This window comes from Allobosea sp. BE125 (assembly GCF_031456075.1).
In the GTDB taxonomy this organism is placed as follows: domain Bacteria; phylum Pseudomonadota; class Alphaproteobacteria; order Rhizobiales; family Beijerinckiaceae; genus Allobosea.
This window is the reverse complement of the sequence record NZ_JAVDTY010000001.1, coordinates 233,427-256,765: the sequence shown is the minus strand read 5'-3', so window position 1 is coordinate 256,765 and position 23,339 is coordinate 233,427. Positions and strand designations below refer to the sequence as shown.

At 67.0% G+C, this 23,339-nt stretch carries 23 protein-coding genes; 14 read left to right on the top strand and 9 right to left on the bottom strand.

The features are described from left to right. Positions 1-41: 41 nt before the first annotated feature. The 3 genes from J2Y55_RS01245 to nagA form a co-directional block, all read right to left on the bottom strand. A complete protein-coding gene (locus J2Y55_RS01245) occupies positions 42-653 on the bottom strand; it encodes a 2-dehydro-3-deoxy-6-phosphogalactonate aldolase (RefSeq protein ID WP_310146821.1) in 612 nt (203 codons plus the stop codon). 9 nt (positions 654-662) lie between these two features. Continuing rightward, complete coding sequence (locus J2Y55_RS01240; protein ID WP_310146819.1) at positions 663-1,598, bottom strand: 2-dehydro-3-deoxygalactonokinase; 936 nt, start codon at positions 1,596-1,598, stop codon at positions 663-665. 74 nt (positions 1,599-1,672) lie between these two features. Further along, complete coding sequence (gene nagA, locus J2Y55_RS01235; protein ID WP_310146817.1) at positions 1,673-2,833, bottom strand: N-acetylglucosamine-6-phosphate deacetylase; 1,161 nt, start codon at positions 2,831-2,833, stop codon at positions 1,673-1,675. A gap of 113 nt (positions 2,834-2,946) precedes the next feature. Here nagA and murA point away from each other — a divergent pair, with 113 nt between their 5' ends. The 4 genes from murA to J2Y55_RS01215 all read left to right on the top strand — a co-directional run bounded on the left by murA (position 2,947) and on the right by J2Y55_RS01215 (position 7,000). Next, entirely contained in the window at positions 2,947-4,206 is a 1,260-nt protein-coding gene (gene murA, locus J2Y55_RS01230; protein ID WP_310146815.1) for a UDP-N-acetylglucosamine 1-carboxyvinyltransferase, read from the top strand. 5 nt (positions 4,207-4,211) lie between these two features. Further along, entirely contained in the window at positions 4,212-5,087 is an 876-nt protein-coding gene (locus J2Y55_RS01225; RefSeq protein ID WP_310146813.1) for a glucosamine kinase nucleotide-binding domain-containing protein, read from the top strand. A 222-nt stretch (positions 5,088-5,309) separates the two neighbouring features. Next, positions 5,310-6,203 carry an N-acetylmuramic acid 6-phosphate etherase gene (locus J2Y55_RS01220; RefSeq protein ID WP_310146811.1) on the top strand — a complete coding sequence of 298 codons (894 nt, stop codon included), beginning with the start codon at positions 5,310-5,312 and terminating at the stop codon, positions 6,201-6,203. Continuing rightward, positions 6,203-7,000: a GntR family transcriptional regulator gene (locus tag J2Y55_RS01215; RefSeq protein ID WP_310146810.1), complete on the top strand. Its 798-nt coding sequence runs from the start codon at positions 6,203-6,205 to the stop codon at positions 6,998-7,000. The genes J2Y55_RS01220 and J2Y55_RS01215 overlap by 1 nt, the downstream gene beginning before the upstream one ends. A gap of 6 nt (positions 7,001-7,006) precedes the next feature. On the opposite strand, the gene J2Y55_RS01210 is transcribed toward J2Y55_RS01215, so the two are convergent. Genes J2Y55_RS01210 through J2Y55_RS01200 form a run of 3 tightly spaced genes read right to left on the bottom strand, consistent with a single transcriptional unit; the run spans position 7,007 to position 9,236 of the window. Beyond that, complete coding sequence (locus J2Y55_RS01210; RefSeq protein ID WP_310146807.1) at positions 7,007-7,441, bottom strand: GNAT family N-acetyltransferase; 435 nt, start codon at positions 7,439-7,441, stop codon at positions 7,007-7,009. Then, positions 7,438-8,277 (bottom strand): ABC transporter permease, encoded by an 840-nt coding sequence (locus J2Y55_RS01205; RefSeq protein WP_310146806.1) that lies wholly within the window; start codon positions 8,275-8,277, stop codon positions 7,438-7,440. The genes J2Y55_RS01210 and J2Y55_RS01205 overlap by 4 nt, the downstream gene beginning before the upstream one ends. Positions 8,278-8,285: 8 nt before the next feature. After that, complete coding sequence (locus J2Y55_RS01200) at positions 8,286-9,236, bottom strand: ABC transporter permease (RefSeq protein ID WP_310146804.1); 951 nt, start codon at positions 9,234-9,236, stop codon at positions 8,286-8,288. Between the two features lie 591 nt (positions 9,237-9,827). Here J2Y55_RS01200 and J2Y55_RS01195 point away from each other — a divergent pair. Then, positions 9,828-10,109 (top strand): multiubiquitin domain-containing protein, encoded by a 282-nt coding sequence (locus J2Y55_RS01195; RefSeq protein WP_310146802.1) that lies wholly within the window; start codon positions 9,828-9,830, stop codon positions 10,107-10,109. Continuing rightward, positions 10,106-11,608 carry a ThiF family adenylyltransferase gene (locus tag J2Y55_RS01190; RefSeq protein WP_310146799.1) on the top strand — a complete coding sequence of 501 codons (1,503 nt, stop codon included), beginning with the start codon at positions 10,106-10,108 and terminating at the stop codon, positions 11,606-11,608. The genes J2Y55_RS01195 and J2Y55_RS01190 overlap by 4 nt, the downstream gene beginning before the upstream one ends. A 79-nt stretch (positions 11,609-11,687) precedes the next feature. Here J2Y55_RS01190 and J2Y55_RS01185 read toward each other — a convergent pair whose 3' ends face one another. Both J2Y55_RS01185 and J2Y55_RS01180 read right to left on the bottom strand, forming a co-directional pair. Continuing rightward, a complete protein-coding gene (locus J2Y55_RS01185) occupies positions 11,688-12,536 on the bottom strand; it encodes a GntR family transcriptional regulator (protein ID WP_310146797.1) in 849 nt (282 codons plus the stop codon). A 231-nt stretch (positions 12,537-12,767) separates the two neighbouring features. Then, positions 12,768-13,802 carry a TIM barrel protein gene (locus J2Y55_RS01180; RefSeq protein ID WP_310146795.1) on the bottom strand — a complete coding sequence of 345 codons (1,035 nt, stop codon included), beginning with the start codon at positions 13,800-13,802 and terminating at the stop codon, positions 12,768-12,770. A gap of 444 nt (positions 13,803-14,246) precedes the next feature. Between J2Y55_RS01180 and J2Y55_RS01175 the strand changes: the two genes are divergently transcribed. From J2Y55_RS01175 to J2Y55_RS01150, 6 genes are all read left to right on the top strand, one after another. After that, positions 14,247-15,491, top strand: coding sequence for an acyl-CoA dehydrogenase family protein (locus J2Y55_RS01175; protein ID WP_310146792.1), 1,245 nt, complete (start codon positions 14,247-14,249; stop codon positions 15,489-15,491). Positions 15,492-15,648: 157 nt separating this feature from the next. Beyond that, positions 15,649-16,698, top strand: coding sequence for a DegT/DnrJ/EryC1/StrS family aminotransferase (locus J2Y55_RS01170; protein ID WP_310146791.1), 1,050 nt, complete (start codon positions 15,649-15,651; stop codon positions 16,696-16,698). 316 nt (positions 16,699-17,014) lie between these two features. Further along, the gene (locus J2Y55_RS01165) at positions 17,015-17,971 is read left to right on the top strand and encodes a radical SAM protein (protein ID WP_310146789.1); all 957 of its coding nucleotides are present in this window, start codon (positions 17,015-17,017) and stop codon (positions 17,969-17,971) included. A gap of 78 nt (positions 17,972-18,049) precedes the next feature. Beyond that, positions 18,050-19,189: an anhydro-N-acetylmuramic acid kinase gene (locus tag J2Y55_RS01160; RefSeq protein WP_310146787.1), complete on the top strand. Its 1,140-nt coding sequence runs from the start codon at positions 18,050-18,052 to the stop codon at positions 19,187-19,189. A gap of 54 nt (positions 19,190-19,243) precedes the next feature. Further along, a complete protein-coding gene (locus tag J2Y55_RS01155) occupies positions 19,244-19,714 on the top strand; it encodes a SufE family protein (protein WP_310146785.1) in 471 nt (156 codons plus the stop codon). A 43-nt stretch (positions 19,715-19,757) separates the two neighbouring features. Continuing rightward, positions 19,758-20,603: a HesA/MoeB/ThiF family protein gene (locus J2Y55_RS01150; RefSeq protein WP_310146783.1), complete on the top strand. Its 846-nt coding sequence runs from the start codon at positions 19,758-19,760 to the stop codon at positions 20,601-20,603. Here the strand turns inward: J2Y55_RS01150 and moaD are convergent. Beyond that, positions 20,531-20,782, bottom strand: a complete 252-nt coding sequence (gene moaD / locus J2Y55_RS01145) for a molybdopterin converting factor subunit 1 (RefSeq protein WP_069693251.1) — start codon at positions 20,780-20,782, stop codon at positions 20,531-20,533. The genes J2Y55_RS01150 and moaD overlap by 73 nt on opposite strands. 123 nt (positions 20,783-20,905) lie before the next feature. Between moaD and J2Y55_RS01140 the strand changes: the two genes are divergently transcribed. Beyond that, positions 20,906-22,096: a CaiB/BaiF CoA transferase family protein gene (locus J2Y55_RS01140; RefSeq protein ID WP_310146780.1), complete on the top strand. Its 1,191-nt coding sequence runs from the start codon at positions 20,906-20,908 to the stop codon at positions 22,094-22,096. Between the two features lie 135 nt (positions 22,097-22,231). Beyond that, the gene (locus tag J2Y55_RS01135) at positions 22,232-23,329 is read left to right on the top strand and encodes an SIS domain-containing protein (RefSeq protein ID WP_310146778.1); all 1,098 of its coding nucleotides are present in this window, start codon (positions 22,232-22,234) and stop codon (positions 23,327-23,329) included. The last annotated feature ends 10 nt before the right edge of the window (positions 23,330-23,339 follow it).

The following is a 23,339-nucleotide window of genomic DNA, read 5'->3' as shown; positions in this document are numbered from 1 at the left end:
TGGGTACGGTTGCCCGAGCGGGCGACGTCAGGCTTAGCGCGTCAGGCAGAGACCTGGGCGAAGGCCTGCGCCGTGGTGCGGATCTGCTCGCGCGTCATGCCGGGCTTGTACAGCGCCGAGCCGAGGCCGAAGCCACCGGCGCCGGCCTTGCGATAGGCCTCGACCTTGTCCGCGCTGATCCCGCCGACTGGGACGAGCAGCGTCCCCGCCGGCAGCACGGCGCGCCAGGCGCCGACGACGGCAGGCGGCATCTGCTCGGCCGGAAACATCTTCAGCGCATCGGCCCCGTTGGCGAGCGCCGCGAACGCCTCCGTCGGTGTCGCGACGCCGGGCACGCAGGTCAGGGCCCGCTCCTTGGCCGCCCGCACGACTGCCCCATCGCTATGCGGCATCAGGATCAGGCGCCCGCCCGCCTGCTGGACCGAAGCCACGGCGTCAGCGCTCATCACCGTGCCCGCACCGATCAGGATGTCGGGGAAGGCGCGCGCCAGCGCCTCGATGCTGCGCAGCGGCTCGGGCGAGTTCAACGGCACCTCGACGATGCGAAAACCCGCCGCGATCAGTTCCTCGGTGAGGCCAACGACCTCGTCAGGCTTCACGCCGCGCAGGATGGCGATGAACGGAAAGGCGCGGAGCGCATCGTGAAAGCTCATGCTGGAACCTCAGGCGATCAGGGCGTTGCGGCGGGCGATGTCGAACAGGCCGAGAAAGGCCGCATCGTCGATCCAGGCGCTGTCGATCCCGGCGGCCTGGAGGCAGAGCCGGTAGGAGCGCGCCAGATCCTCGCGGCAGATCAATTGAATGGGGCCGGGCGCATGATCGCCGATCAGCGCTTTCGCCTCGCGCACCTCCTCGCCGATCAGCAGGCCGGAGAGATAGCTCGGCAAATCCTCGCTGGTGAGGCGGTGGAACAGCCCGGTCGTCCTGACCGAGAACAGGCGGTGCAGCAGCGCGCCCGATTCGTCGGAGAGCGCAAGCCTGCAGCCGGCTTCGAAGGCGGCGGGAGCGAAAGGCGGCTCGCTGTCCTCCGGCATCAGCTTGCCCAGGATCGAATGCCGCTTGAGCAAACCGTAGAGCTCACCGGTCATGAAGGTGTGGAAGCGCGCGATCTTCCCCTCCTCGACCACGACCCATTTGCTGTGCGTGCCCGGCAGCACGAAGATGCCGCTGGCTTGCCCGTTGAGGCGCATGCCGCCGAAAACCTGGACCTCCTCGCCCCGGATGACGTCCGGCGCTGGCCCGATCTGATCGCTGACGAGGCCCGGCACGAGGCCGATCCGACCGCGCCCTTCCACTTCGATATAGGCGATGCCGCGCGCCAGATCCTCGAAACTGGCGGGGCAAGCGACATAGGGAGCCTCGCGCCAGCCCTGGCGGCTGCCGACCATGCCCGATGCCAGGACGGTCGCCGCGGGATGGCGGTCGAGCCAGGGGCCGAACAGGCTCTCGAAGCACTCGGCATAGTCGCGCCCCAGCATCGCCATGACGCCGTCGCCCGATTGCAGCCGGTCGAGGATCGTGCCGTCGCGGTCCATCAGCGCCGCGCGCAGCGACGAGGTGCCCCAGTCGATGGCGATCAGATGCGAGGCTGGGCTCATGGGCGTAAAGGTCCGGCGCAAAATCGGGCGGCCGGAGTTATGCAGCCTGCGGGCGAAGCCGCAAGCGCGGATCGTCAGGGTCGCCCATCGATCCAGGTCGCGAGCACGCTTGTCGCATCAAAAGCGACGAGGTCGGCCCGGTGGCCGGGCACGATCCGGCCAAGTTCCTTGTCCAGCCCGAGAAAGTGCGCCGGCGTCCGCGAGGCCATGATGAGCGCATCCTCGATCGTCACGCCCATCAGCCTGACCGCATTGCGCACGGCCTCGATCATGCCGAGATGCGCGCCTGCGAGCGTGCCTTGCGCATCGGTCAAACGCCCATCTTTCAGAGTGATGGCGCGGCCATGCAGCAGGAACGATGCCTTGTCGGAGCCGATAAGCGACATCGCATCGGTGACCAGCATCAGCCTGTCGCGCCCCATGGCACGGAAGGCAGCGCGCAGATTGACCGGGTCGACATGCAGGCCATCGCAGATGATCCCGGCGAAGAGGCGCTCATCCGCAAGCGTCGCGCCGACGACGCCCGGCGTGCGCGGCGTCATCTGCGACATCGCATTGAAGAGATGCGTCACACCCGTCGCGCCATCACCCACGGCCGCCGCGACCTCGGCCGCGGTTGCATCGCTATGGCCAATCGCGATGCGCAGGCCCGCAGCAGCGAGCCGCTTCAGGACAGCGCCGTCGACCAGTTCCGGCGCCAGCGTCAGGAACGAACGCCCCGTCATGCCGAACCGCGTCAACAGCGCGATCTCCGCCTCATCAGGCAAGCGGATATGCTGCGGCGGATGGATGCCCTTGCGCGCCGGATTCAGAAAGGGGCCTTCGAGATGAAAGCCCAGCACGCCCGGTACCGCCAGCGCCTCGCCGGCGATCGCGGCGAGCGTGGTCAAGCGGTCCGGCGCGTCGGTGATCAATGTCGGCAGCAGCCCCGTCGTGCCGAAACGGCGATGCGCGGCAGCCATCATGCCGACCGTCGCCACGGACGGATCGTCATTGAGCAGGACGCCCCCGCCGCCATTGACCTGGATATCGATGAAGCCCGGCGCGAGCAGGCTGTCGGCGGGCAGTTGCCTCGTCGGCAGTCCCCCCGGCGCCTCGTTCGGCTCATGCAGCGCGACGATGACGCCGCCGGCGATCTCGACCGAGCACGGTCCCAGCATCCGCTCGCCGTCGAAGAGCTGCGACGCCGCGATCAGATGGGGGCCTTGCCAAGAAGGAGAGGGATCGCGATGCAAGGGCTGAGGACCGTTCGCGCGGCGCGACGCCGCTTTGCTGTGATCTTGCTTGTTGTGGTCTTGTCTTGACAAGACCAGTATAACACCATTCAGCTCGTCACAAGAGGAAGCTCATGGATCGGCTCAGGATCGTCGGCGGCAAGCGGCTGGAAGGCGCGGTGACCATCGCCGGCGCCAAGAATGCGAGTCTGCCCCAGATCGCGGCAGCCCTTTTGAGCGACCAGCCGCTAACGCTGACCAATCTGCCGGCCGTGAGCGATATCGACAACATGCTGGCGGTCGTCCACGCCCATGGCGCGACGGTCACGCGCCATGATCCTCATTCCGCCACGATCGACGCCGGCCCGGCCAATGGCGGCGAAACGCCCTACGACACCGTCCGGCGCATGCGCGCGACTGTGCTCGTGCTCGGCCCCCTGCTCGCCCGCTTCGGGACGACGCGGGTCTCGCTGCCCGGCGGCTGCGCCATCGGTGCGCGCCCGGTCGACCTCCACGTCAAGGCATTGATGGCGCTGGGCGCCAGGATCGAGATCGAAGGCGGCACGATCGTCGCCGAGGCGAAGGCGGGGCTGAAGGGCGCACGCATCGTGCTCGGCTCGCCCTCGGTCGGCGCGACCGAGACCGCGATGATGGCGGCGACCCGCGCCAAGGGCGAGACCGAAATCGTCAACGCGGCGCGCGAGCCGGAGGTTGCCGACCTCGCCGATTGCCTGATCGCCATGGGCGCGCGCATCGAAGGCGCCGGCACGCACCGCATCCTGATTGCCGGCGACACCGATTTCCGCACAACGCAACACCAGATCATCCCCGACCGCATCGAGGCGGGGACCTATGCCATCGCCGCCGCCATCACCGGCGGCCAGCTCGAACTGACCCATGCCAGGCTCGAGCAGATGGCCTCGGTCGCGCAGGTGCTGGAGGCAGCCGGCGTCAGGATCTGGCCGGGCGATCGCGGCCTGATCGTCTCCGGCGACGGTGCCCTCACCGGCGTCGACATCAGCACCGAGCCCTATCCGGGTTTCCCAACGGATCTGCAGGCGCAGTTCATGGCCCTGATGACGCAGGCCGCCGGTGCGGCAATGATCCGCGAGACCGTGTTCGAGAACCGGTTCATGCATGTGCCCGAACTCCAGAGGCTCGGCGCCAACATCACGCTGCAGGCGACGACCGCGCTGGTGCGCGGCGGCTCGCCCCTCAGGGGCGCCCAGGTGATGGCGACCGATCTGCGCGCCTCGGTCTGCCTCGTTCTCGCGGCCCTGGTCGCCGAGGGCGAGACCATCATCAACCGCGTCTATCATCTCGACCGCGGCTACGAGCAGCTCGACGTCAAGCTGCGCCGCTGCGGCGCCGACATCACCCGATTGAAGGATTGAGCGCGGTGTCGGGGCAAGCGCGCCATTATCTGGGCGTCGATGGCGGCGGCACGGGCTGCCGCGCGCGGCTTGAGACAAGCACGGGCGAGGTGCTCGGCCAGGGTCTGTCGGGACCGGCGGCGACGCGGTTCGGCATCGACAAGGCCTGGGCCTCGATCATGACCGCCGTCGAGGCCGCCCTGCAGGAGGCCGGTATTGCCGGTGAGGCGCGTGGCGCCATCCGTGCCGGCATCGGGCTTGCGGGGCTCGGCCGCAAGGGCGCGCTGGAGGCTCTGCAGGCCCTGCCCCACCCCTTCGCCGGCATCGCCTTCACCAGCGACGGCTTCGCCGCCTGCCTCGGCGCGCATTCCGGCCAGGACGGCGCGATCGTGATTGCCGGCACGGGCTCGATGGGGATCGGCCGCGTCGAAGGGCGCGAGCTGCGTGTCGGCGGCTACGGCTTCCCGATCTCGGACGAGGGCAGCGGCGCCGATCTCGGCCTGCAAGCCGTCAAGCTCGCCTTGCGGGCTCATGACGGCCGCCATGAACGCACCGCTTTGCTCGGCGAGGTGATGCAGCGCTTCCAGAACGAGCCGGCGGAAGCCGTCGCCTGGATGGATCGCGCCACGGCGACGGATTACGCGACCTTCGCCCCCCTGGTGATGCGCCATGCCAATCAGGGCGACGCGGCCGGCCGGCGCATCGTCCAGGGCGCAGCCGAGCAGATCGACGGGCTCGTGCGCGGCTTGTTCGACCAGGGCGCGCCGCGCGTCACGCTGCTCGGCGGCCTGTCGAGCGCGATCGAACCCTGGCTCTCGCCCGATGTCCGCCATCGTCTCAAGCCCGCCGACGGCGATGCAGTTTCGGGCGCGATCATCCTGGCGCGGACGATAGCGGCCTAGCGGTTGTTATGGAGTCTGGGGAAGCATTTGCCAGCGCGTCCATGCCAGTCAGCGGCGCCATGCCGAGCAGGCGGCGACGAAGGGAAACCGGGCGATCAGGCTGTCCCTGGGCGACGCATCGCACCCAGCTGGAGCGGATTGGCGATTGCGATAGCTTGGACTAATTGGTATCTCTGAATTCGCAAAAGGCATTTAACTGGTATCTTGAGAGCTTGCCGCAAAATGGCGACCGAAGACGTCGATCCCCGATTCACCGATCTCGACGCCTGGCCCTTCGCCAGCGCGATGGAAGCGATGTGGGACGGCCAGATGGCCGCTGTCGCTGCTGTCCGCAGCGCCCTGCCTGCGCTAACCGCGGCAGCCGCTGCGGCAGCCGAAGTTCTCGGCGAGAGCGGGCGACTGGTCTATGTCGGGGCGGGCACGTCGGGCCGCGTCGCGGTGCAGGACGGCGCCGAATTGCCGCCGACCTTCGACTGGCCGCTCGAACGCATCGTCTTCGCCATGGCCGGCGGCCAGGACGCGCTGATCTCCAGCGTCGAAGGCGCTGAGGACGACACCGCTGACGGCATTCGGCGCATGGAAGAAGCGCGGATCGGCCCCGCCGATGTGGTGATCGGCGTAGCGGCCAGCGGCACGACGCCCTTTACCGTCGCGGCGGTTCAGCGCGCGACGGAGCGCGGCGCGGTGACGATCGGCATCGCCAACAATGCCGGCGCGCCATTGCTGGCGGCGGCGCGGTTTCCGGTGCTGGTCGAGACCGGCAGCGAATTGATTGCGGGCTCGACCCGGATGAAGGCCGGCACCGCCCAGAAGGTCGTGCTCAATCTGATCTCGACCGGCATCATGCTCCGGCTCGGCCGCGTCTATCGTGGCATGATGGTCAATATGCGCACCGCCAATGCCAAGCTGAAGCTGCGGGCGCAGCAGATGGTCGCGCGCATCGCCGGTTGCGATGTCGAGGAGGCGGCCGCTGCGCTGCAGATCACGCATGGCGACATCAAGCTCGCGACGCTGGTCGTGCTCGGCTATGCGCCCGAGGCGGCGGCCGGCATTCTCGCGCGCAGCGGCGGCAATCTGCGTGTCGCGCTCTCCGATATCGCCGACGGGACCATCTGATGCTGCGCATCACCAAGGGCCAACTCATCGAGGTGAGCCCGACGCCGCTCTATCTGCAACTGGCCGAATTGATCCGCGCCCAGGTCCGCGACGGCGCGATCAAGACCGGCGACGCGCTGCCCTCGGAGCGCGAATTATCCGATGCGATCGGGATTTCGCGTGTCACCGTGCGCAAATCGCTGGATGTGCTGCTGCGCGAGGGACTGCTCTCACGCAAGCATGGTTCGGGCACCTATATCGCCCCGCGCATCGAACAGCCGGCAGCGCTGCTGGCCGGGTTCTCTGCCGACATGGCGATCCGCGGCCATGCTGCGGGCTCGATCTGGGTGGAGAAGGCCACCGGCCTGCCCACGCCGGACGAGGCCATGGCGCTGGCGCTCTCGCTCGACCAACCCGTGCACCGCCTGACGCGCGTGCGCACCGCCGATGACGAGCCGCTCGCGATCGAGCGCGCCGTCGTTCCCGCGCGTCATCTGCCCTCGCTCGACGAGGTCGGCATCTCGCTCTACGCCGCGCTGGAGGCGCGCGGCGCCAAGCCCGTGCGCGGCCTGCAGCGCCTGCAAGCCTCGCTCGCGACCGCGCCCGAGGCGAAACTGCTGTCCGTGCCGGTGGGCGCCGCCATCCTGCGGATCGAGCGCCGCGGCTTCCTGCCCAACGGCACGCCGGTCGAGTTCACCCGCTCGGCCTATCGCGGCGACCGCTACGATTTCGTCGTCGAGGTCCGCGAATTGCGCAGCGAGGGCGGCAAGGTCGACAGCGGCAAAGTCGAGAGCGGCAAGGTCGAGAGCGGGACCTGACAGCGGTCAGGGCCGCTCGTAACGAACGAAATCGCACACCGCCCCGGCGAAAGACCGGGAATAGCGTGCCGCGATGCGCCAGCCGGCGCGCTCATAGAAGCGCCGCGCCGCCTGGTTGATCGCGAAGGTTTCGAGCGAGCCTGCGCCGCGCTCCTGCGCGTCGCCAAGCAATCTCGCCCCGACGCCCCTGCCCTGCACGCTGCGATCGACGAAGAACATGTCGACATGGCCATCCGTGACCAGCGCAAAGCCAAGCGGAACGGCATCCGCAACGATCCTGACGCGCGGCCAGGCCTCGCTGAAGCGCATCCGGAAATGCGCCTCGTCGAAAGGCGCCCAGTCACAATCCGGCAAGAGCGGCGCGAAGATCGCGCGATAATTGTCGAGCGCGACCTCTGTCAGCCATGCGACGTCGCAGGCTCTAGCGTCGCGGCAGATCACTGCTCGCCTCTCAGGCGCGGATCGAGCGTGTCGCGCAGCACGTCGCCGAGCAGGTTGAGCGCGAAGGCCAGGATCAGGATCGCGACCCCTGAGAACACTGCGCTCCAGGGCGAGAGCAGCAGCACATTGCGCCCCTCCGACAGCATGGTGCCCAGCGATGGCGCCGGTGGCTGCGTGCCGAGCCCGAGGAAGGAGAGCGAGGCCTCGACCAGGATCGCCGCCGAGAGCAACAGGCTGGTCTGCACCAAGAGCACGCTCGCCAGATTGGGCAGCATATGGACGAAGATGATGCGCGCATCGGAGGCCCCGATCGCGCGCGCATTCATCACGAAATCGCTCTCGGCCACGACCAGCGCCGGCCCGCGCAGCAGGCGCGCGAAGATCGGCGTGTAGACCACGGCGATCGCGATCGCTGTCGGGCCGGAGCCCGGACCCAGCATCGCGATGACGCCGATGGCGAGCAGGATCACCGGAAAGGCGAAGAGCACATCCATGCAGCGCATGACGATGCGCTCGGTCCAGCCGCGATAATAGGCGGCGACCAGGCCAAGCGTGCCGCCGACCAGGAGCGCCACGATCACCGCCGCAGCCGAGATGCCCAGCGAAGCGCGCAGGCCATGGATGAGCCGCGACAGCAGATCGCGGCCGAATTGGTCGGCACCGAGCCAATGCTCTGCGCTCGGACCCTTCAACCGGGCCAGGATGTCCTGCGCCAGCGGATCGTAAGGTGAGATCCAGGGCGCCAGCACCGCGACGAGGACGAGCAGGATCACGGCGCTCGCCGCGACGATCAGCAGCTTCGGCGTCTTGCCTGACTTCGGCGTCTTGCCGGCCATGGCAGCGCTCACAGCCGCACGCGCGGATCGATCAGCACATAGAGCAGATCGACCACGAAATTGACCAGCACGAAGGCGAAGGTGACGACGAGGATGGTCGCCTGCACCAGCGGATAATTGCGCTCGGCGATGGCCCCCAGGATCAATCGCCCGAGGCCCGGAATGGCAAAGACCTGCTCCACCACGATGGCACCGCCAAGCAGATAGCCGGTCATGATGCCCGCGCTCGTCACGAAGGGGATCAGCGCATTGCGCAGCGCGTGCCGGTACAGGATGCGCCTTTCCGACAGGCCCTTGGCGCGGGCGGTGCGGACATAGTCCTGCTGCAGCGCGTCGAGCATGGCCGAGCGCACCAGGCGGGAGAGATTGGCCAGGATCGGCAGGGCCAGCGCCACCGCCGGCAGCAGCAGCTTTGCGATATTGCCGAGCGGGTCCTCGCTGAACGGGACATAGCCGAGCAGCTGCCAGTCCGGCGCCAGCGTCGTCAGCGCCAGGATCATCATGATGCCGAGCCAGAACGAGGGGATGGTGAGCCCCGCCACCGAGCCGATCCGCAAGGCGGTGTCCCAGGCCTTGCCACGCAAGCGCGCCATCAGCACGCCCAGCGGCAGCGACAGGCCCGCTCCCACGATCAGCGCCAGCACGGTGAGCTGGATCGTCGGCCACATATGGCCCGTGATCTCCTGCGAGACTGGCCGCCTCGTCCACAGCGACACGCCGAGATCGCCGCTCAGCACGCCGCCGAGCCAGCTGAAATACTGCAGCAGCACCGGCTGATCGAGCCCGATCCGGCTGCGCAGCGCCGCGACCCGATCGGGCGTCACCTCGGTGTTGGCGCCCAGCATGATCGCAACCGCATCGCCGGGGATCAGCCGGATCATCAGGAAGGTCAGCACAGACACGCCAAACAAAACGACGGCCAGATCAAGCGCACGATTGGCAAGGAAAGAGCTGCGCATGACGCGGTTTGACTGACCTGGTTTCGACTGCAAGCGCGGACGGAGACTGCCCGTGCCGGGGCGGACGATGCCAGCGTCCATCTGGTTCTGAATTGGTAATCCTCGATAATACCAATTGCAAGCCACTTACGGCGATGCCCGCCCGCAGCTCCAAAATTTCTCAGGGGCAGCCGGCGCGAACCGGCACGCCCGCAATCGCATCGCCCGGCACCAGCGACAGCCCATGCCGCCTATCGATCCATGGCGGGCACCTCATGCCACCGCCATCGATGCAAAGGGAGCGCTTCACGCGCCGTGAGCAGGATTACCTCCGCCTCGCCGATCGTTCAATGCTTCCATCGCGGATTGGGCTGCCCTTAACGATGATCCGATCCATCCTTGACTATCTACCCCAAGTTGCGACTATCTGGTTTCATATTGGTATTGCCGCAGGCAGCCGCACCGATGATTTCGCCTTGCCTCGCCCCAAGTATACGCGAGCGGCCGCTGTGCCGCACGCATGCGCGCGAACCCAAAGTTTGAACCCAAGGCTTTACCAAACCCAAGGCTTTACCAAACCAAAGGCTTTGCAGCGTCCCCAGGAGGCAAGCGATGAGCAGCACGACAAACCCCGCCGGTGATGAGACGACCTCCGGCGCCGTCGCCATCTTCGTCAATCGCAGGCGGTTCGAGGTCAAGCCGGGGGTGACTGGCGCAGGCATCGCCGCCCTGCTCGGGGTGCCGGCGGAGAACGCCGTGGTCGAGATCGAGGCGGGCGACTGCGAACCCACTGAGTTGGTGCTGGATGCGCCCGTCACGCTCGCGCCTGGCCAGCACTTCCTGGTTACGCGCCAATATGTGATGGGCGGATCGCCGGCCGGAGACGGCGCGTGAATTCCCTCCATCGCAAGGCGGAGCCGACAGCGCTGTTGCGCTTCGCCTCGCCGGAGTTCGACCTGCTCGAGCGCCTCGTCTTCCGGCGCTATCCGAACAAGGAATGGGCGGGTTTCGCGCGCTTCGGCTGGCGCGAGACACCCGAGGGGCTCGTCGTGACCCTGGCTGCGCTCGACGAGCCGCTCGAGGGCGATCTCGACGACGGCGTCGCGGATGTGAAGATCACGGCCGGCTATTCGCGGCGGATCGCGCTCGCAGCGGAGCGGCATGCGCTTGGCGTCGGTATCATCCACTCGCATCCCGAAGGCGCTCCGCCCCGGCCAAGCTCCGTCGACGACGAGATGGATCGCTATTACGCGGAGTATTTTGCCGATTTCGCGCCGGGCCGCCCCTATGTCAGCATCATCATGTCAGAGCTCGCAGGCGACACCGGCAAGGAGATCGCGGTCTCGGGCCGAATCTTCCATGGCGGCATCTGGCGGCAGGCGACACGCGTGGCGGCGGCGCGCCGGCCCGACGTTGTCGCCTGGCCGCGCGGCGAGCGCCCACCCGCCCCTCCGATCCCGCCCGAGCGTGTGGCCCGGCTTACCAGCGCATTCGGCAAGGAGGCCTATCAGCGGCTCCAGCGCGCGACCGTGGCGCTGATCGGCGCCGGGGGCACCGGCTCGGCCGCGATCCCGATCCTGGCGCGCGCCGGGGTCGGGCGCCTGATCGTGATCGATTCCGATCATGCCAGCGAATCCAATCTGGAAAGGCTGCATGGCAGCGTGCCGCAGGACGCGGCGGATGCAGTGCCCAAGGTCACGATCGCGCGTCGCCATGTCGCCGGCATGTCGCCCGATGTGGTGGTCGAGACCTGGATCGGCCGGCTGCCCCAACCCGAGATCATCGACGCCGTGATCCAGGCCGATGTCCTGATGGGCTGCACCGACCAGCATACGAGCCGGCTCGCGGTTTCCGACATCGCCCGGCGCTACGCCATGCCGGCGCTCGACATTGGCGGGCTGATCGAGGGCGCGAACGGGGTGGTCACGGGGCAGATCGTCCAACTGGTCCGTTTCCTCCCGGAGGATCCCTGTCCGCAGTGCAGGGGCATGATAAACCCGACCCGCTTCCGACAGGAGATGATGTCGGCCGACGAGCGCGAGGCCGCCAAGGCCGAGGCCGAGGCTGCCGTCGCGCGCGGTGAACGGCCGGACCCGATCGCCAGCGCGATCCCACAGATCGACACAGTGGGCTACATCACCACGACGGCGGGAACGCTGGCGGCGGGCTTCGTCATCGGTTGGCTGACCGGGCGCTTCGATCCCAAATTCGAACGCCTCCAGCTCGATCTCGTGGCCGAATGCCTCGGCGCCGTCGACCGTCCGCAGCGCCGCAAGGGCGATTGCGTCTGCGGCCGGGTACGCGGCTTCGCCGATCAGGCTGCAGACGCGGCCCCCTTCCAGCCCCCGGCCCATTGGGAGCCGGCCCAAAAAATCGTGGCGGAAAAAGTCTAGAGCCGGATCAATGCGAGAAACCGGCGCCCAGTTTTTCGCATCCTGCTCTCGGACAAGCTGGCTCTGCACGAAGGTTGCGTCAGCCCCCCTCGCCCTCGCCATTAGCCTCGCCCGGGCTGGAACGTAGCGTCGCGACGAAATCATAACGGTCGCCGCGATAGGCAGAGATGGTGAACTCGATGGGGCGGCCATTGGCGAGGAAGGCGCGGCGCTCGATCCGGAGCACGGCGCTGCCGGGCGGAATCATCAGCAGCTTGGCTTCCTGTGTGGTGGCGAGCGAGGCATGCAGGCGCTGCACGCCCCGCGCCGGCCGGCAGCCGGCGGTCGCGAGCGCCGCATAGAGGGAATCCCCCACCAGATCCGGCGAGGACAGCAAAGAGGCGGGCACGGCCGCGATCTCGATGGCCAGCGGTTCGTTCTCGGCAGTGCGGACACGGGAGAGGCGCAGCACGGACTCGCCGGGATCCAGGCCCAGCGCCAGCGCCTCGCTGGAGGAGACCCGCGCGATCTCTTTGGAGAGCCAGGTCGAGCCGGCCCGGCGCCCACGCGAGGACATCTCCTCGGTGAAGCTCGCCAGCACGGAGAGAGGTTGCTCGATGCGGCGGGTGACATAGGTGCCCGAGCCTTGCCGCCGTGTCAGGATGCCCTCCCGCAGCAGCACCTCGATCGCGCGGCGCACCGTAATACGCGCGAAATTGGTCCAGGCCGCCAGGTCGCGCTCCGACGCCAACGCCTCGTCGGCACGAAAGACGTCGCGCTGGATCAGGTAGCGGAGGGCCGAGGCGAGCTGCAGATAGCGCGGTGTAGCGCCTTCGGGGTTGAGTGCCGCGAGGAGCTCCGTCCGCACATTGCGCCGGACGGCATCGCCCGTTTCGGATGCTTGTTCGGCGACCGTCGACCGGGCGCGATTCGACGGCTGTTTCGTCATCATCCGTTCGTCTGTTAGGTCCGCGCTACGCAAAGCGCACCGGAACTCGGCCGCAGCGTCTCGCGACGGATGCTGCTGCGCCGGGAGCCAACACGCTCCACCCCGCCAGTGCTTGAAAAGCCTCAGGGGCCGCAGACCGAGATTATGCCAGATGGAACTACTTTAATATCGATTCATTCCGCGAAGACGCCCTTATCCAAAGGCGAAGCTTTCCGCGCCGCCCAGCCCGAGTCAGACCGCCGGCGTCGGGTCGAACAGCACCGCGAGCCGTTCGAGCGAGCGGAGCTGGGCGCCGTTGTCGATATGCGTTTCACTGGCGCCCGGCTCGACTTCGACGACAAGCGTCGGCCTCCCCTGTCCCAGCCGGTTCGGCAGCAGCGCGAAAGGCAGATTGCCCGTACCGATTTCCAGCCCCTCGCTGACGATGCCCTCGACGAGACGCAGCTCGGGCAGGTCCGCCTCCGCAAGTTCGGCCGCGGCAAGCAGGCAGGCATCCGAGACATGGAGGTAACTCATCGCGGGATCGACGAAGTCGAAGGGCGCCAGCCATTCCGCCTGATCGAGATCGTCCGGCGTGATCCAGGCGAAGCGCGGATCATCCGCCGTCTCCGTGAAGTGCAGCTTGCGGCGGTTGAACAGATTGGCCGAGAGCGTGGCGTGCGCCACGTCGACGAAGGGCTCGACATTGGTCAGTCCTTCCTGCGCGCAGAAGCGGCGGAAGGCGCTGATTTCCCAGGGGAAGAAATGGTCGAGCGGTCCGCTGAGGTAATTCCGGCCGTTGCGCGGCAAGAGCGAATAGTGCCCGATATTCTCGACCAGCAGCCTGATTTCGGGCGCGAGACGAGCAAGGTCACGGATGATGGCATGAAAGCGCCGGATCGCCTCCGGCTTCGAGAATGCGCGGGGCGGCGCATCCCCGAAAACCAGGTCGAGATAGCGATGGATCACGACCGCCTCGGCGCCGATCTCCGCCGCAAACGCGATCGCCCTCTGGCATTGTCCTGCATCGAAATCGACCTGCGTCACCACAGGCACCTGCTGCACGGGCACATGCACAATCAGGCGCTCGACCGCATGGCGTTCCCGCAGCCGGGCGACCGTCGCGCGGGAGGCGGCGAGGCCCGCAGTCGTGTCGATGTCGCGCGCGCCGAAGGTATGCAGCTCCAGCACGATGGGCCGGCCGGCGCGGGCAAGCCATGCGGCGCGCGCCTCCAGTTGAGCGGGATCGGCCAGCGCGGCCTTCAGGGCGAAAACGGCGTCGGTCATCGGCTCTCCCGGAGCGGCTTCTAGAGCGTTTTCGAGCGAAGTGGATACCGGTTCGCGTGAAGAAAACGCGTCAAAACAATTACTCTCGGCAGGCACCGCCTGAACCCAGCGCGATCACCGAGTCCATGCCTGCGGCAGCGCCGCTCCGATTCAGGATGGCGTTCTCTTTCCCGCCACGCAATAGACAGATTGGTACAGGATAGGTATTGCTCTTGAGAGGGTTCTCGCCGACATCTATGACGGCTTTCTGCCGCCGGATGCCCGCCGTGAATTCAGCGTACGATCTCAAATATTCCCATTTTGGCTCCCTCCAAAGCCGAACAATCCAATCCTACTGATATTATTCGATATTTTATCCATCATTAGACGGCCCCGCCGTTTGCCAGCACGTCGCAGGTGAAAGCGAAGAGAATTCGAATTGGTCCTATCTTAGGGAGTGTGGCCATGCAGAATGCTAGCGTATTTCGATCATTCTCCGCCCCGCCCAATGCTGCAACGGAGGAGTCTCGTGCTGCAGCGCTGACGCGAGCCCGGACGCTGATTCCCCTGCTGCGCAGCAAGGCCGGGGACGGTGATCGCGATGCACGGCTCTCGCCGATCGTCATGGACGCGATGCGTTCGGCCGGACTGTTCCGGTTGCTGCAGCCGCAGCGTTATGGCGGGCCGGAACTCGAGCCGGAGAGCTTCTTCATGATCCAGGCGGCGCTCGCCGAAGGCGACATGTCGGCCGGCTGGCTGCAGGGCGTGATGGGGGTGCTCGCCTTCCACCTCGCATTGTTCGACGAACGCGCGCAGGACGACGTCTGGGGCGAGGATCCCGACGCTCTCCTCGCCTGCAGCTACATGCCAACAGGCAAGGCGACGCCGGTCGGCGGCGGCTTCCGGCTCAGCGGGCGCTGGGGCTTCGCCAGCGGTTCCGACTATTGCGACTGGCTGATGCTCGCAGGCAGTGTCAGCGCCGAGACGGCCGAAACGGAAGTGGGCGCCCCAGGTGCGCCGCCGGATTTGCGTGTCTTCCTCGTGCCCCGCGCTGACGCCCTCGTGCATGACAACTGGGACACCACGGGGCTGCGTGGCACCGGCAGCCAGGATGTCACGGTGGAGGGCATCTTCGTTCCCGAGCACCGCACGCACCGGCATGTCGACCGCTTCCTCGGCACCAGTCCAGGGCTCGCGATCAACACGGCCCCGCTCTACCGGCTGCCGCTGCCGCAACTGCTGTTCCGCACCATCACCATGCCGGCTGTGGGAGCATTGCGGGGATTCCTCGACGCCTTCCTCGATCATAGCCGCGCCCGCGTTGCCGTCACCGGCCAGGCCGTGGCGCGCGATCCGGTGGCCCAGCTCATCGTCGCCGAGGTCGAGGCCTCGCTCGACGAGATCACCGCCATGATGGGGCGCAACTTCGCGCGGCTGACGGATTATGCCCGTCGCGGCGAGCAGGCGCCGATCCCGCAGCGCATGGTCTACCGCCTCCAGGCGACGATGGCGGCCGAACGCTGCACCTTGCTTGCCGCGAGGCTGTTCAAGGCCTGTGGCGCCTCCGGGCTGGCGAAGAGCCATCCTTTCGGGCGGTATCTCACCGACATCGCCGCCGCACGTCAGCACGCAGCCAATCAAAGCGAAGCTCAGGGCCGCGCGCTTGGCGCATTGATGCTTGGCGTTGGCGTAGAAGATACAGTATTATAGCCAATTTTATAGAGTAGTATCCATAAAATTACTGTAATAGACTGATTGACTACCACCATAGATTCGTATTGTCTTCGTACTTCGACTGCAGAAACTTGGTGGATTCGAGAATCTGGCGCCGCGAAGCGTCATCGATCAGCACCGGAGCGCACAGCCCATGTCCGTCACTACGCCGCCGCCAATGCCCTTCACCGTCGGTTTCGACGACCGCGACGAGGACGAGGTCATGGCGCGCTGGCGCAAGGTGCTGCGCTCGCAGCGCTGGAGCCATGGCGAACAGATCGAGGAGTTCGAAGCGCTATGGCGGGACTGGAACGGCCTCGCCTCCGTCGCTTTCGACAACTGGGCCGGGGCCGCGTTGGCCGCGCTGGATTTCGTCGGCGTCGCCGGCGAGACGGTGCTGTGTCCGTCGAACACCTTCCTGGCGACGCCACGCGCCTCCCAGCTCGCCGGCGCCGAAATCGTGTTCTACGACTGCAACCGCGAGGATCTCTGCGGCTCCTATGACGACTTCGTCGCCAAGGCCGAGAGGGTGAAGCCCAAACTCGCCTGGATCGTCCATATCGGCGGGCATATCGCTTTCGACATCGAGCGCATCGCCAGCTATTGCCGCGAGAAAGGCATCGTCCTGTTCGAGGACTGCGCCCATGCCGCGGGCGCGGACTGGAACGGCCGCAAGCCCGGGAGCTGGGGCGAGGTCGGCCTCTACTCCTTCTATGCCACCAAGACGATCTCCACGGCCGAAGGCGGCATCGCCGTCAGCACCAATGACGAAATGATACGGCACCTGCGCAGCTACCGCGATTACGGGCGCGGCTCGCGCTACAAGGTGCGCAGCCTCAATCACCGCCTGGACGAGTTCCGCGCCGCGCTGGGCGTGGTGCAGACCCGGCGTCTCGGCGAGATCGTGGCCTGGAAGCAGGCCTATGCCCGCGACGTGCTGGACCAGCACCACCCCAACCGCGTGCACCTGCCCGCCGGCATGTCGAGCGGCTTCTACAAATACATCGTCTTCGATGAGATCCCGGTCTCGACCGGCAAGGTCTACGAATTGCCGTGCCATCGGATATTCGGCCAGGACGTCTCGCTGCCGAATACGGAATGGGCCGCCACAAACCATTGGTGCGTACCAATCTATTACCCGCGCGAGGGCGGTTTTCCGGCACATGACGAGACGAAACTTCTCCGGACGCCGGCTCCGGCGTGAGCGTCCGGCGCGGCGGATTGTTTGACGCAGTGGTATTATTCCGATACTAAAGTGGTCCTATAAAAATACGCGAAACACAATCTCTCCCGGCTGCCAAGGCGGCGTCCCCGTGATGCGTCGCGGGGCCATGATCGAACACGCAATGGAGGTCGACCGGCGCAGCGAGCGCCGTGGTGGGGCGTTTCGAGGTTGCTCAGGGTTGGCCGCTGCAGGGCGGCGCGTATTTCTGCCGTCGAGAACAGGCCCGGCGCGCGCGCCGGGCGGCAGGCCGGCCATGGCAACCATGCAAGGGCAATTCAACCCGGAGGCCAAGGCTATGCTGCATGCAAACACCGCCCAGGGGGCCACTCCTTCGCCCGTCTGGCTCTGGCTCGACCCGACGACACGCTGCAATCTGGCGTGTCGCCTTTGCTACACCAAGGAAAGTCACGGCAAGCTCGACCTCGATCCGGCCGATCTGGAGCAGGCCCTGATCAAGCTCAAGGAATCGCCGGCGCTCGAGGTAAAGACCATCCACCTGAACTGGCGCGGCGAACCCTTGATGAACAACCGTTTCCACGAACTTCTGGCGGTCACGCGCGACATCATGCCGGACACCCAGCTGCAATGGCACACCAACGGCACGATGCTGACCAGGAAGCGGGCGCGGCAGCTGCTCGAGGTGAAGCACCGGCACAAGATTTTCGTCTCGATCGACGGCGGCAACGCACTGTCTCACGATCTCAACCGCGGCGAGGGTACCTTCCTGCGCACGCTGCGTGGGCTCGAAATCTTGCTCGAGGAGGCGGCCGGCGACGAGCACGTCAAGGTCGGCGTTTACCAGATCGACCTCGGCGAACCGATCGAGAGCTATGATCGCGCTTTCCTGCGCCTGCTCGAACGCGTCGACGACCACGTCAAGGTCACGCCGCTGCTGCCCGGCGGCGCGCATCACGACGTCGCCTCCCTGTCGGATCTCGAAAGCGACGAGAAGCTGCACCAGCGCATGATGCAGGACGTCAACCCCAAACTGCCCGTGCCGAGCGGCGCGTGCTTCTGGGCCGGTCATGTCATGTGCCTGGCGCCGGACGGCAAGGTTTCGATCTGCATCATCAGCCACGGCCAGCACGGCGTCATCGGCAATCTCTTCGAGGAGAGCGCCGAGCAGGTGCTGGAGCGCGGCCTGGCCTTCCGCAACCGCATGGAAACGCAGGGCCGCTGCAGCGTCGGCCATTGCAAGACCTGCCGGAAGCCGGAGGGGCAGGTCTACGCCAAGCACCGCCTGGCCGCCTGAAGCGATGAACCGTGATGCGCGCCGCGCCGAATTGACTATGAATCACCGGGATCTGGGAACGGAAAGGGAGTGCGACGCATGAAGCCGGTTTGGGCTATCGGGTTAATGACCGGGACGGTTCTCGACGGGATGATCGATGTGGCGTCGATCCGCACCGACGGAGAGAATGTGGCGGAGTTCGGCCACTGGAAGCTCGCTCCATACAAGACCGACATCCGCGCCCTGCTCGCGGCTGCGGTCGAGGCGGCGCTGGCCTGGCGCTTCGAAGGGCCAGAGCCCGCCATCTTCGCCGAAGCCGAGGCGGCGTTGACCCGGGCGCAGTCCGAGGCGGTGGCCGATTTCATGGCGGAGGCGGGCCTGACGCCATCCGATGTCGCCGCTGTCGGCTTCCACGGGCAGACGGTGCTGCACCGCGCGCCCGAGCCCGGCCGGCATGGCGACACACGCCAACTCGGCGACGGGCGCTTGATGGCCGATATCCTCGGCGTCGATGTCGTCTACGACTTCCGCACCGCCGACATGCGCGCCGGCGGCCATGGCGCGCCGCTCTCGGCGAGCTATCACGTCGCGCTGCTGCGCGGCATCAATGCGGGGCCCGAGACGGCCGCGCTGAACCTCGGCGGGGTCGGCAACATCACCTGGTGGGCGGGTGGCGAGGAGTTCCACGCCTTCGACACCGGGCCGGCCAACGGGCCGATCAACGACTGGATCATGCGCCACGGCAAGGGCGAGATGGATGTCGATGGCGCACTGGCGCTCAGCGGCACGGTCGATGAGGAGCGGCTCGCCCGCTTGCTCGACCACCCCTATCTGACCGCGCCCTATCCGAAATCGCTCGACCGCTACGATTTCACCGCCGACATGGCCGAGGGGCTTTCGCTGGCAGACGGGGCAGCGACGCTGACCGCCTTCACCGCCGGCACGGTCGGGCGCTCGCTCGACCAGTTGCCGCAGCGGCCGACGAAGCTCATCGTCTGTGGCGGCGGGCGCAAGAATCCGGCGATCATGGCGGCGCTGCAGAAGCGCGCCGGGGTCGAGGTCGTTCCAGCCGAAGCGGTGGGCTTCCGTGGCGACGCGGTCGAGGCCGAATGCTTCGCCTTTCTCGCGGTTCGCGCATTGCGTGGCATGCCGTTGAGCTTCCCCCTCACCACCGGCGTTGCCGGGCCGATGACCGGAGGGCAGATCGCGACCCGCCCGGCCACGGCCAGGCGGGCCTGAACCGGCCTGGAACAAGCCGTCTGCACGACCAACGTCATCCAGCCGGAGTCGGCCATGACCATGCTCGACAGCCCGATCGAGGAACCCATCGCCGAAGTCGCGGCGCAACTCGAAGCCGAGTTCGCCGCCTTCGCGGATTTCACCGAACGGGTCGGGCATGTGCTCAGCCTCGGCCGGCGCCTGCCACGTCTGGCGCCAGAGGATTGCTGCGAGGACAACCGCGTCAAGGGTTGCCAGTCCCAGGTCTGGGTCGTGGCCGAGCATGACGCCGACCAGGACCGCATGCGGCTCGCGCTGGATTCCGACGCGATGCTGATGCGCGGCCTGCTCGCCATGGTGCTCAGGCTCTATGGCGATCGGCGGCCGGACGAGATCCTGGCCTACTCGCCCGAGGTGGTCGAGCGGCTGCTCGTCGGCCGCAGCCTCGCGCCGAGTCGCGCCAATGGGCTGTATCTGGTGGTCAAGCGCATCAGGGCAGCCGCGGCGGCCGCTTCAGGCGGGCGTCAGATGGCTCGCGAAGCATGAGCGGCGGCGGCGCGCCAGGACCGCATCAAGGAGGAGCGCTGGAATGCGAATGCCCCAGACGCTGAGTCCCGAGGAGCTGCAATGGTATCGGCGGCAGACCGTGCTGCCGGAGATCGGCGTCTCCGGCCAGGAAAAGCTCAAGGCGGCCCGGGTCCTGGTGATCGGCGCCGGAGGACTGGGCTCGCCGCTGCTGCTGTATCTCGCCGCGGCCGGCATCGGCACGCTGGGGATCGTCGATTTCGACTATGTCGAGATCTCCAATCTCCACCGGCAGATCCTGCATTCGGTCGAGCGGCTCGACATGCCCAAGACCGAGAGCGCCGAGAAGTCGCTGCGCGCGCTCAACCCGCATGTTGCGATCATCCGCCACGACATGCCCATCAGCGCGGAGAATGCGGCGAGGCTGGTGGCCGGCTACCACATCGTCGCAGACGGCAGCGACAATTTCGCCACCCGGGACGCCGTGCACTCGGCCTGTCTTGCGGCACGGATCCCGCTGGTCAGCGCCGCGGTACAGCTCACCGACGGACTGATCACCACCTTCAAGGCCTATCTCGGCCCGCCGCACCCTTGCTACCGGTGCCTGTTCCCGGACACGCCGCCGGCGGCGGTGACGCCATCCTGCTCCGAAATCGGCGTGCTTGGCCCGGCGGTCGGCGCGCTCGGTTCGATGCAGGCCATCGAGGTGATCAAGGAGATCCTGGGCACGGGGCCGAGCCTCTCGGGCACGCTGATGATGTACGACGCCTGGCGCTGCGCGCTCGACGCCATCGCCCTGCCGCGCCGGGTGGGTTGCCTGACCTGCGAAGCGATGGCTCAGCCGCCCGTCACCGGCGGGAACAGCCCCACTTCGTCATCGGAGGCAAGCTCGTGCGAATTCTCGACGTAACGGCGATTGACGGTGAAGCGCATGCTGCCGCGCGCGTCGGCGATCTCGGCCAGGGCCGGATAGCGCGCCGCAAGATGCCGCACGAGGTCGTCAACCGTCCTGCATTGCACCGGCAAGGCGATCTCCTCATTGGGGATGCCGGTCTTGGTGCGGAGCCAGGAGAAATAGGAAATTTTCATATCGATCTCCGTTTCCAAGCGTAATAAATTCTGATGGCGACACTTTTGTCAATAAAAATCCCCACGCTAAAACAAGATATGTAGTATTTGTATGGACAGTACCAATAACTGAAGGGCGAATTCATGTCGGCGTCACTTGATGGGGTAAAGGTCATCGACCTCTCGCGCTATATTGCCGGGCCGTTCTGCGGTCAGCTTCTGGGTGATCTCGGCGCCGATGTCGTGAAGGTCGAACGCATCGATGGCGGCGAGGAGGGCCGGCGCGTCGGCGAGACGGTGGAGGGAGACACGCTGTTCTTTCTCTCTGCCAACCGCAATAAGCGCGGCTTCGCCATCGATTTCCGCGACAAGGAGGGCCAGGCGCTGCTCCGGCAACTCGCCGCTACGGCCGACATCCTGATCGAGAACTTCCGGCCCGGCACGATGGAGGCCATGGGGCTCGGCTGGGACGTGTTGAGCGCGTTGAATCCGCGCCTGATCATGGTGCGCATCTCCGGCTTCGGGCAGGAAGGACCGCTCGCCCAGCATCCCTGCTTCGACGGCGCCGCGCAGGCACAGTCCGGCGTCATGGCGATGACCGGACCGGCAGGCGGCGCGCCGACCATGGCGGGTGTCTTCGTCTGCGACTATTCGACCGCGCTCTACGGAGTCATCGGCACCCTCGCTGCGCTGCACGCCCGCGAAACCAGCGGCCGCGGCCAGGTCGTCGAGGCGACCCTGATGGATAGCGGCATGGCGCTGATGACCACCGCGATCCCGGAGCGCATCCTCTTCGGCCGCGAGCCGGAGCGCCTTGGCAACCGCGACCGCTACCTCTCGCCCTCGCACTGCTTCCGCAGCCGGGACGGCATCTGGATCTACATCGTCGCCGGCAACGACGTGCATTTCCCGCGGCTCGCCGCCGCGATGGGCCGGCCGGAGCTGGCGCAGGATGCACGCTTCGCCACCTTCGTCGCCCGCAATGCCAATGTCGCCGAGCTGGAGGCGATCATCGATGCCTGGGCAGCCGGGCTCGATGGCGAAGCCGTTCTCGAGATCATCCACGCCGCCGACATACCCTGCGAGCGCGTCGCCACCATCGCCGATGTCATCGCCAATCCGCAGGTGGTGCATCGCAAGCAGATCGTCGACGTGCCTCACCCGGTGATGGGTTCGGTGCCGTTCCAGGCGCCCGCGGTGCGGCTGCATGGCACGCCCACCGTCATTCGCCGCGGCGCGCCCGGCCTCGGCGAGCACGGCGCCGAGATCCTGTCGGACTGGCTCGGCATGAGCGCCCCCGAGATCGAACGGTTGCAGGCGGCGGGGACGATCTGAGAGGCCGAGGAGCGCTGGAGCTCGGTGCGGGCTCTGGTCAACTGGTGTCAGCGGTTTTGCCCAATACGCCCAATTGGTATTGCTAGAATGGCGAAAGGCATTAAAGTGGTTCTATAGCCACTGGAAAACCTCGCCATGCCGACGGAACGCATCACTCACCGTTTCGTCGATCCCGGCTGGATGACCGGTGAGGCGCCGGAGGGAGAGAATTCGGCCCTCGCCACTCTCTCCGCGATGGCGCAGGAAACCGCCGAAGCGCCGGATGTGGTGGCCCGTATCATGGCCTCGCGCGCCGGCCTCGCGGCGCTGGCCGCACGCTTGCAGCGGATGGATTTCGATGTCGCCGTGATCTGCGGGCGCGGCAGCTCCGGGCATGCTGGCGTCCATCTGCGCTATCTCCTGGAGACGCGCATCGGCGTGCCCGTTTCCGCGACAGCGCCGTCAGTGATCACAAGCTTGAAACGGCCGGTGGCGTTGCGCCGCGCGCTGTTCATCGTCATCTCGCAATCAGGCCGCAGCCCGGACCTCGTGGCGGCCACGATGGCCGCCCGGCGCGAGGGCGCCGCCACCGTCGCCATCCTCAACGACATCGCCTCGCCCGTGGCGCGCGCAGCCGAATGGGTGCTGCCGCTGGAGGCCGGATTGGAGCGCTCGGTTGCCGCCACCAAGAGCGTGATCGGGTCGATGGCACTGGGCGCGCTGCTGGTCGCTCTTCTGGCCGATGATCACGCGCTCGTGGCGGCGCTGGAGCGCTTGCCGGGGCGGCTGTCGCAGGCGTTGCATCTCGATTGGGACGTGGTCGGCCGGAGCCTGCCGATGGCGCGCGCCGCCTTCATCGCAGGGCGCGGCTACGGCTTGGGCCCGGCGCGCGAAATCGCGCTCAAGATGGCCGAGACCTTGCGCCTGCCGGCGCTCGCCTATTCCGCGGCCGAATTGCTGCACGGGCCGCGCGCAGCCGTCACCGACCAGACCCCGGTGCTGGCGCTGCGGGTAGGAGACGAGACCGCCGAGGCGGTCGACGCGCTGGTCGCCAATCTCGACGCCTCGCATCTCGCGGCGCACCTGGCCGGAGGGCCGGCCTCGCGCCTGCCCTGGATCGGCGACGATCATCCGGTCACGGACGCCATCGCCATGCTGGCCCCAGCCTATCGCATGATTGAGCGCACGGCACTCGCGATGGGTTACGACCCCGACAATCCACCGCATCTGAAGAAGGTCACGGAGACGCTGTGACGATCAGAGC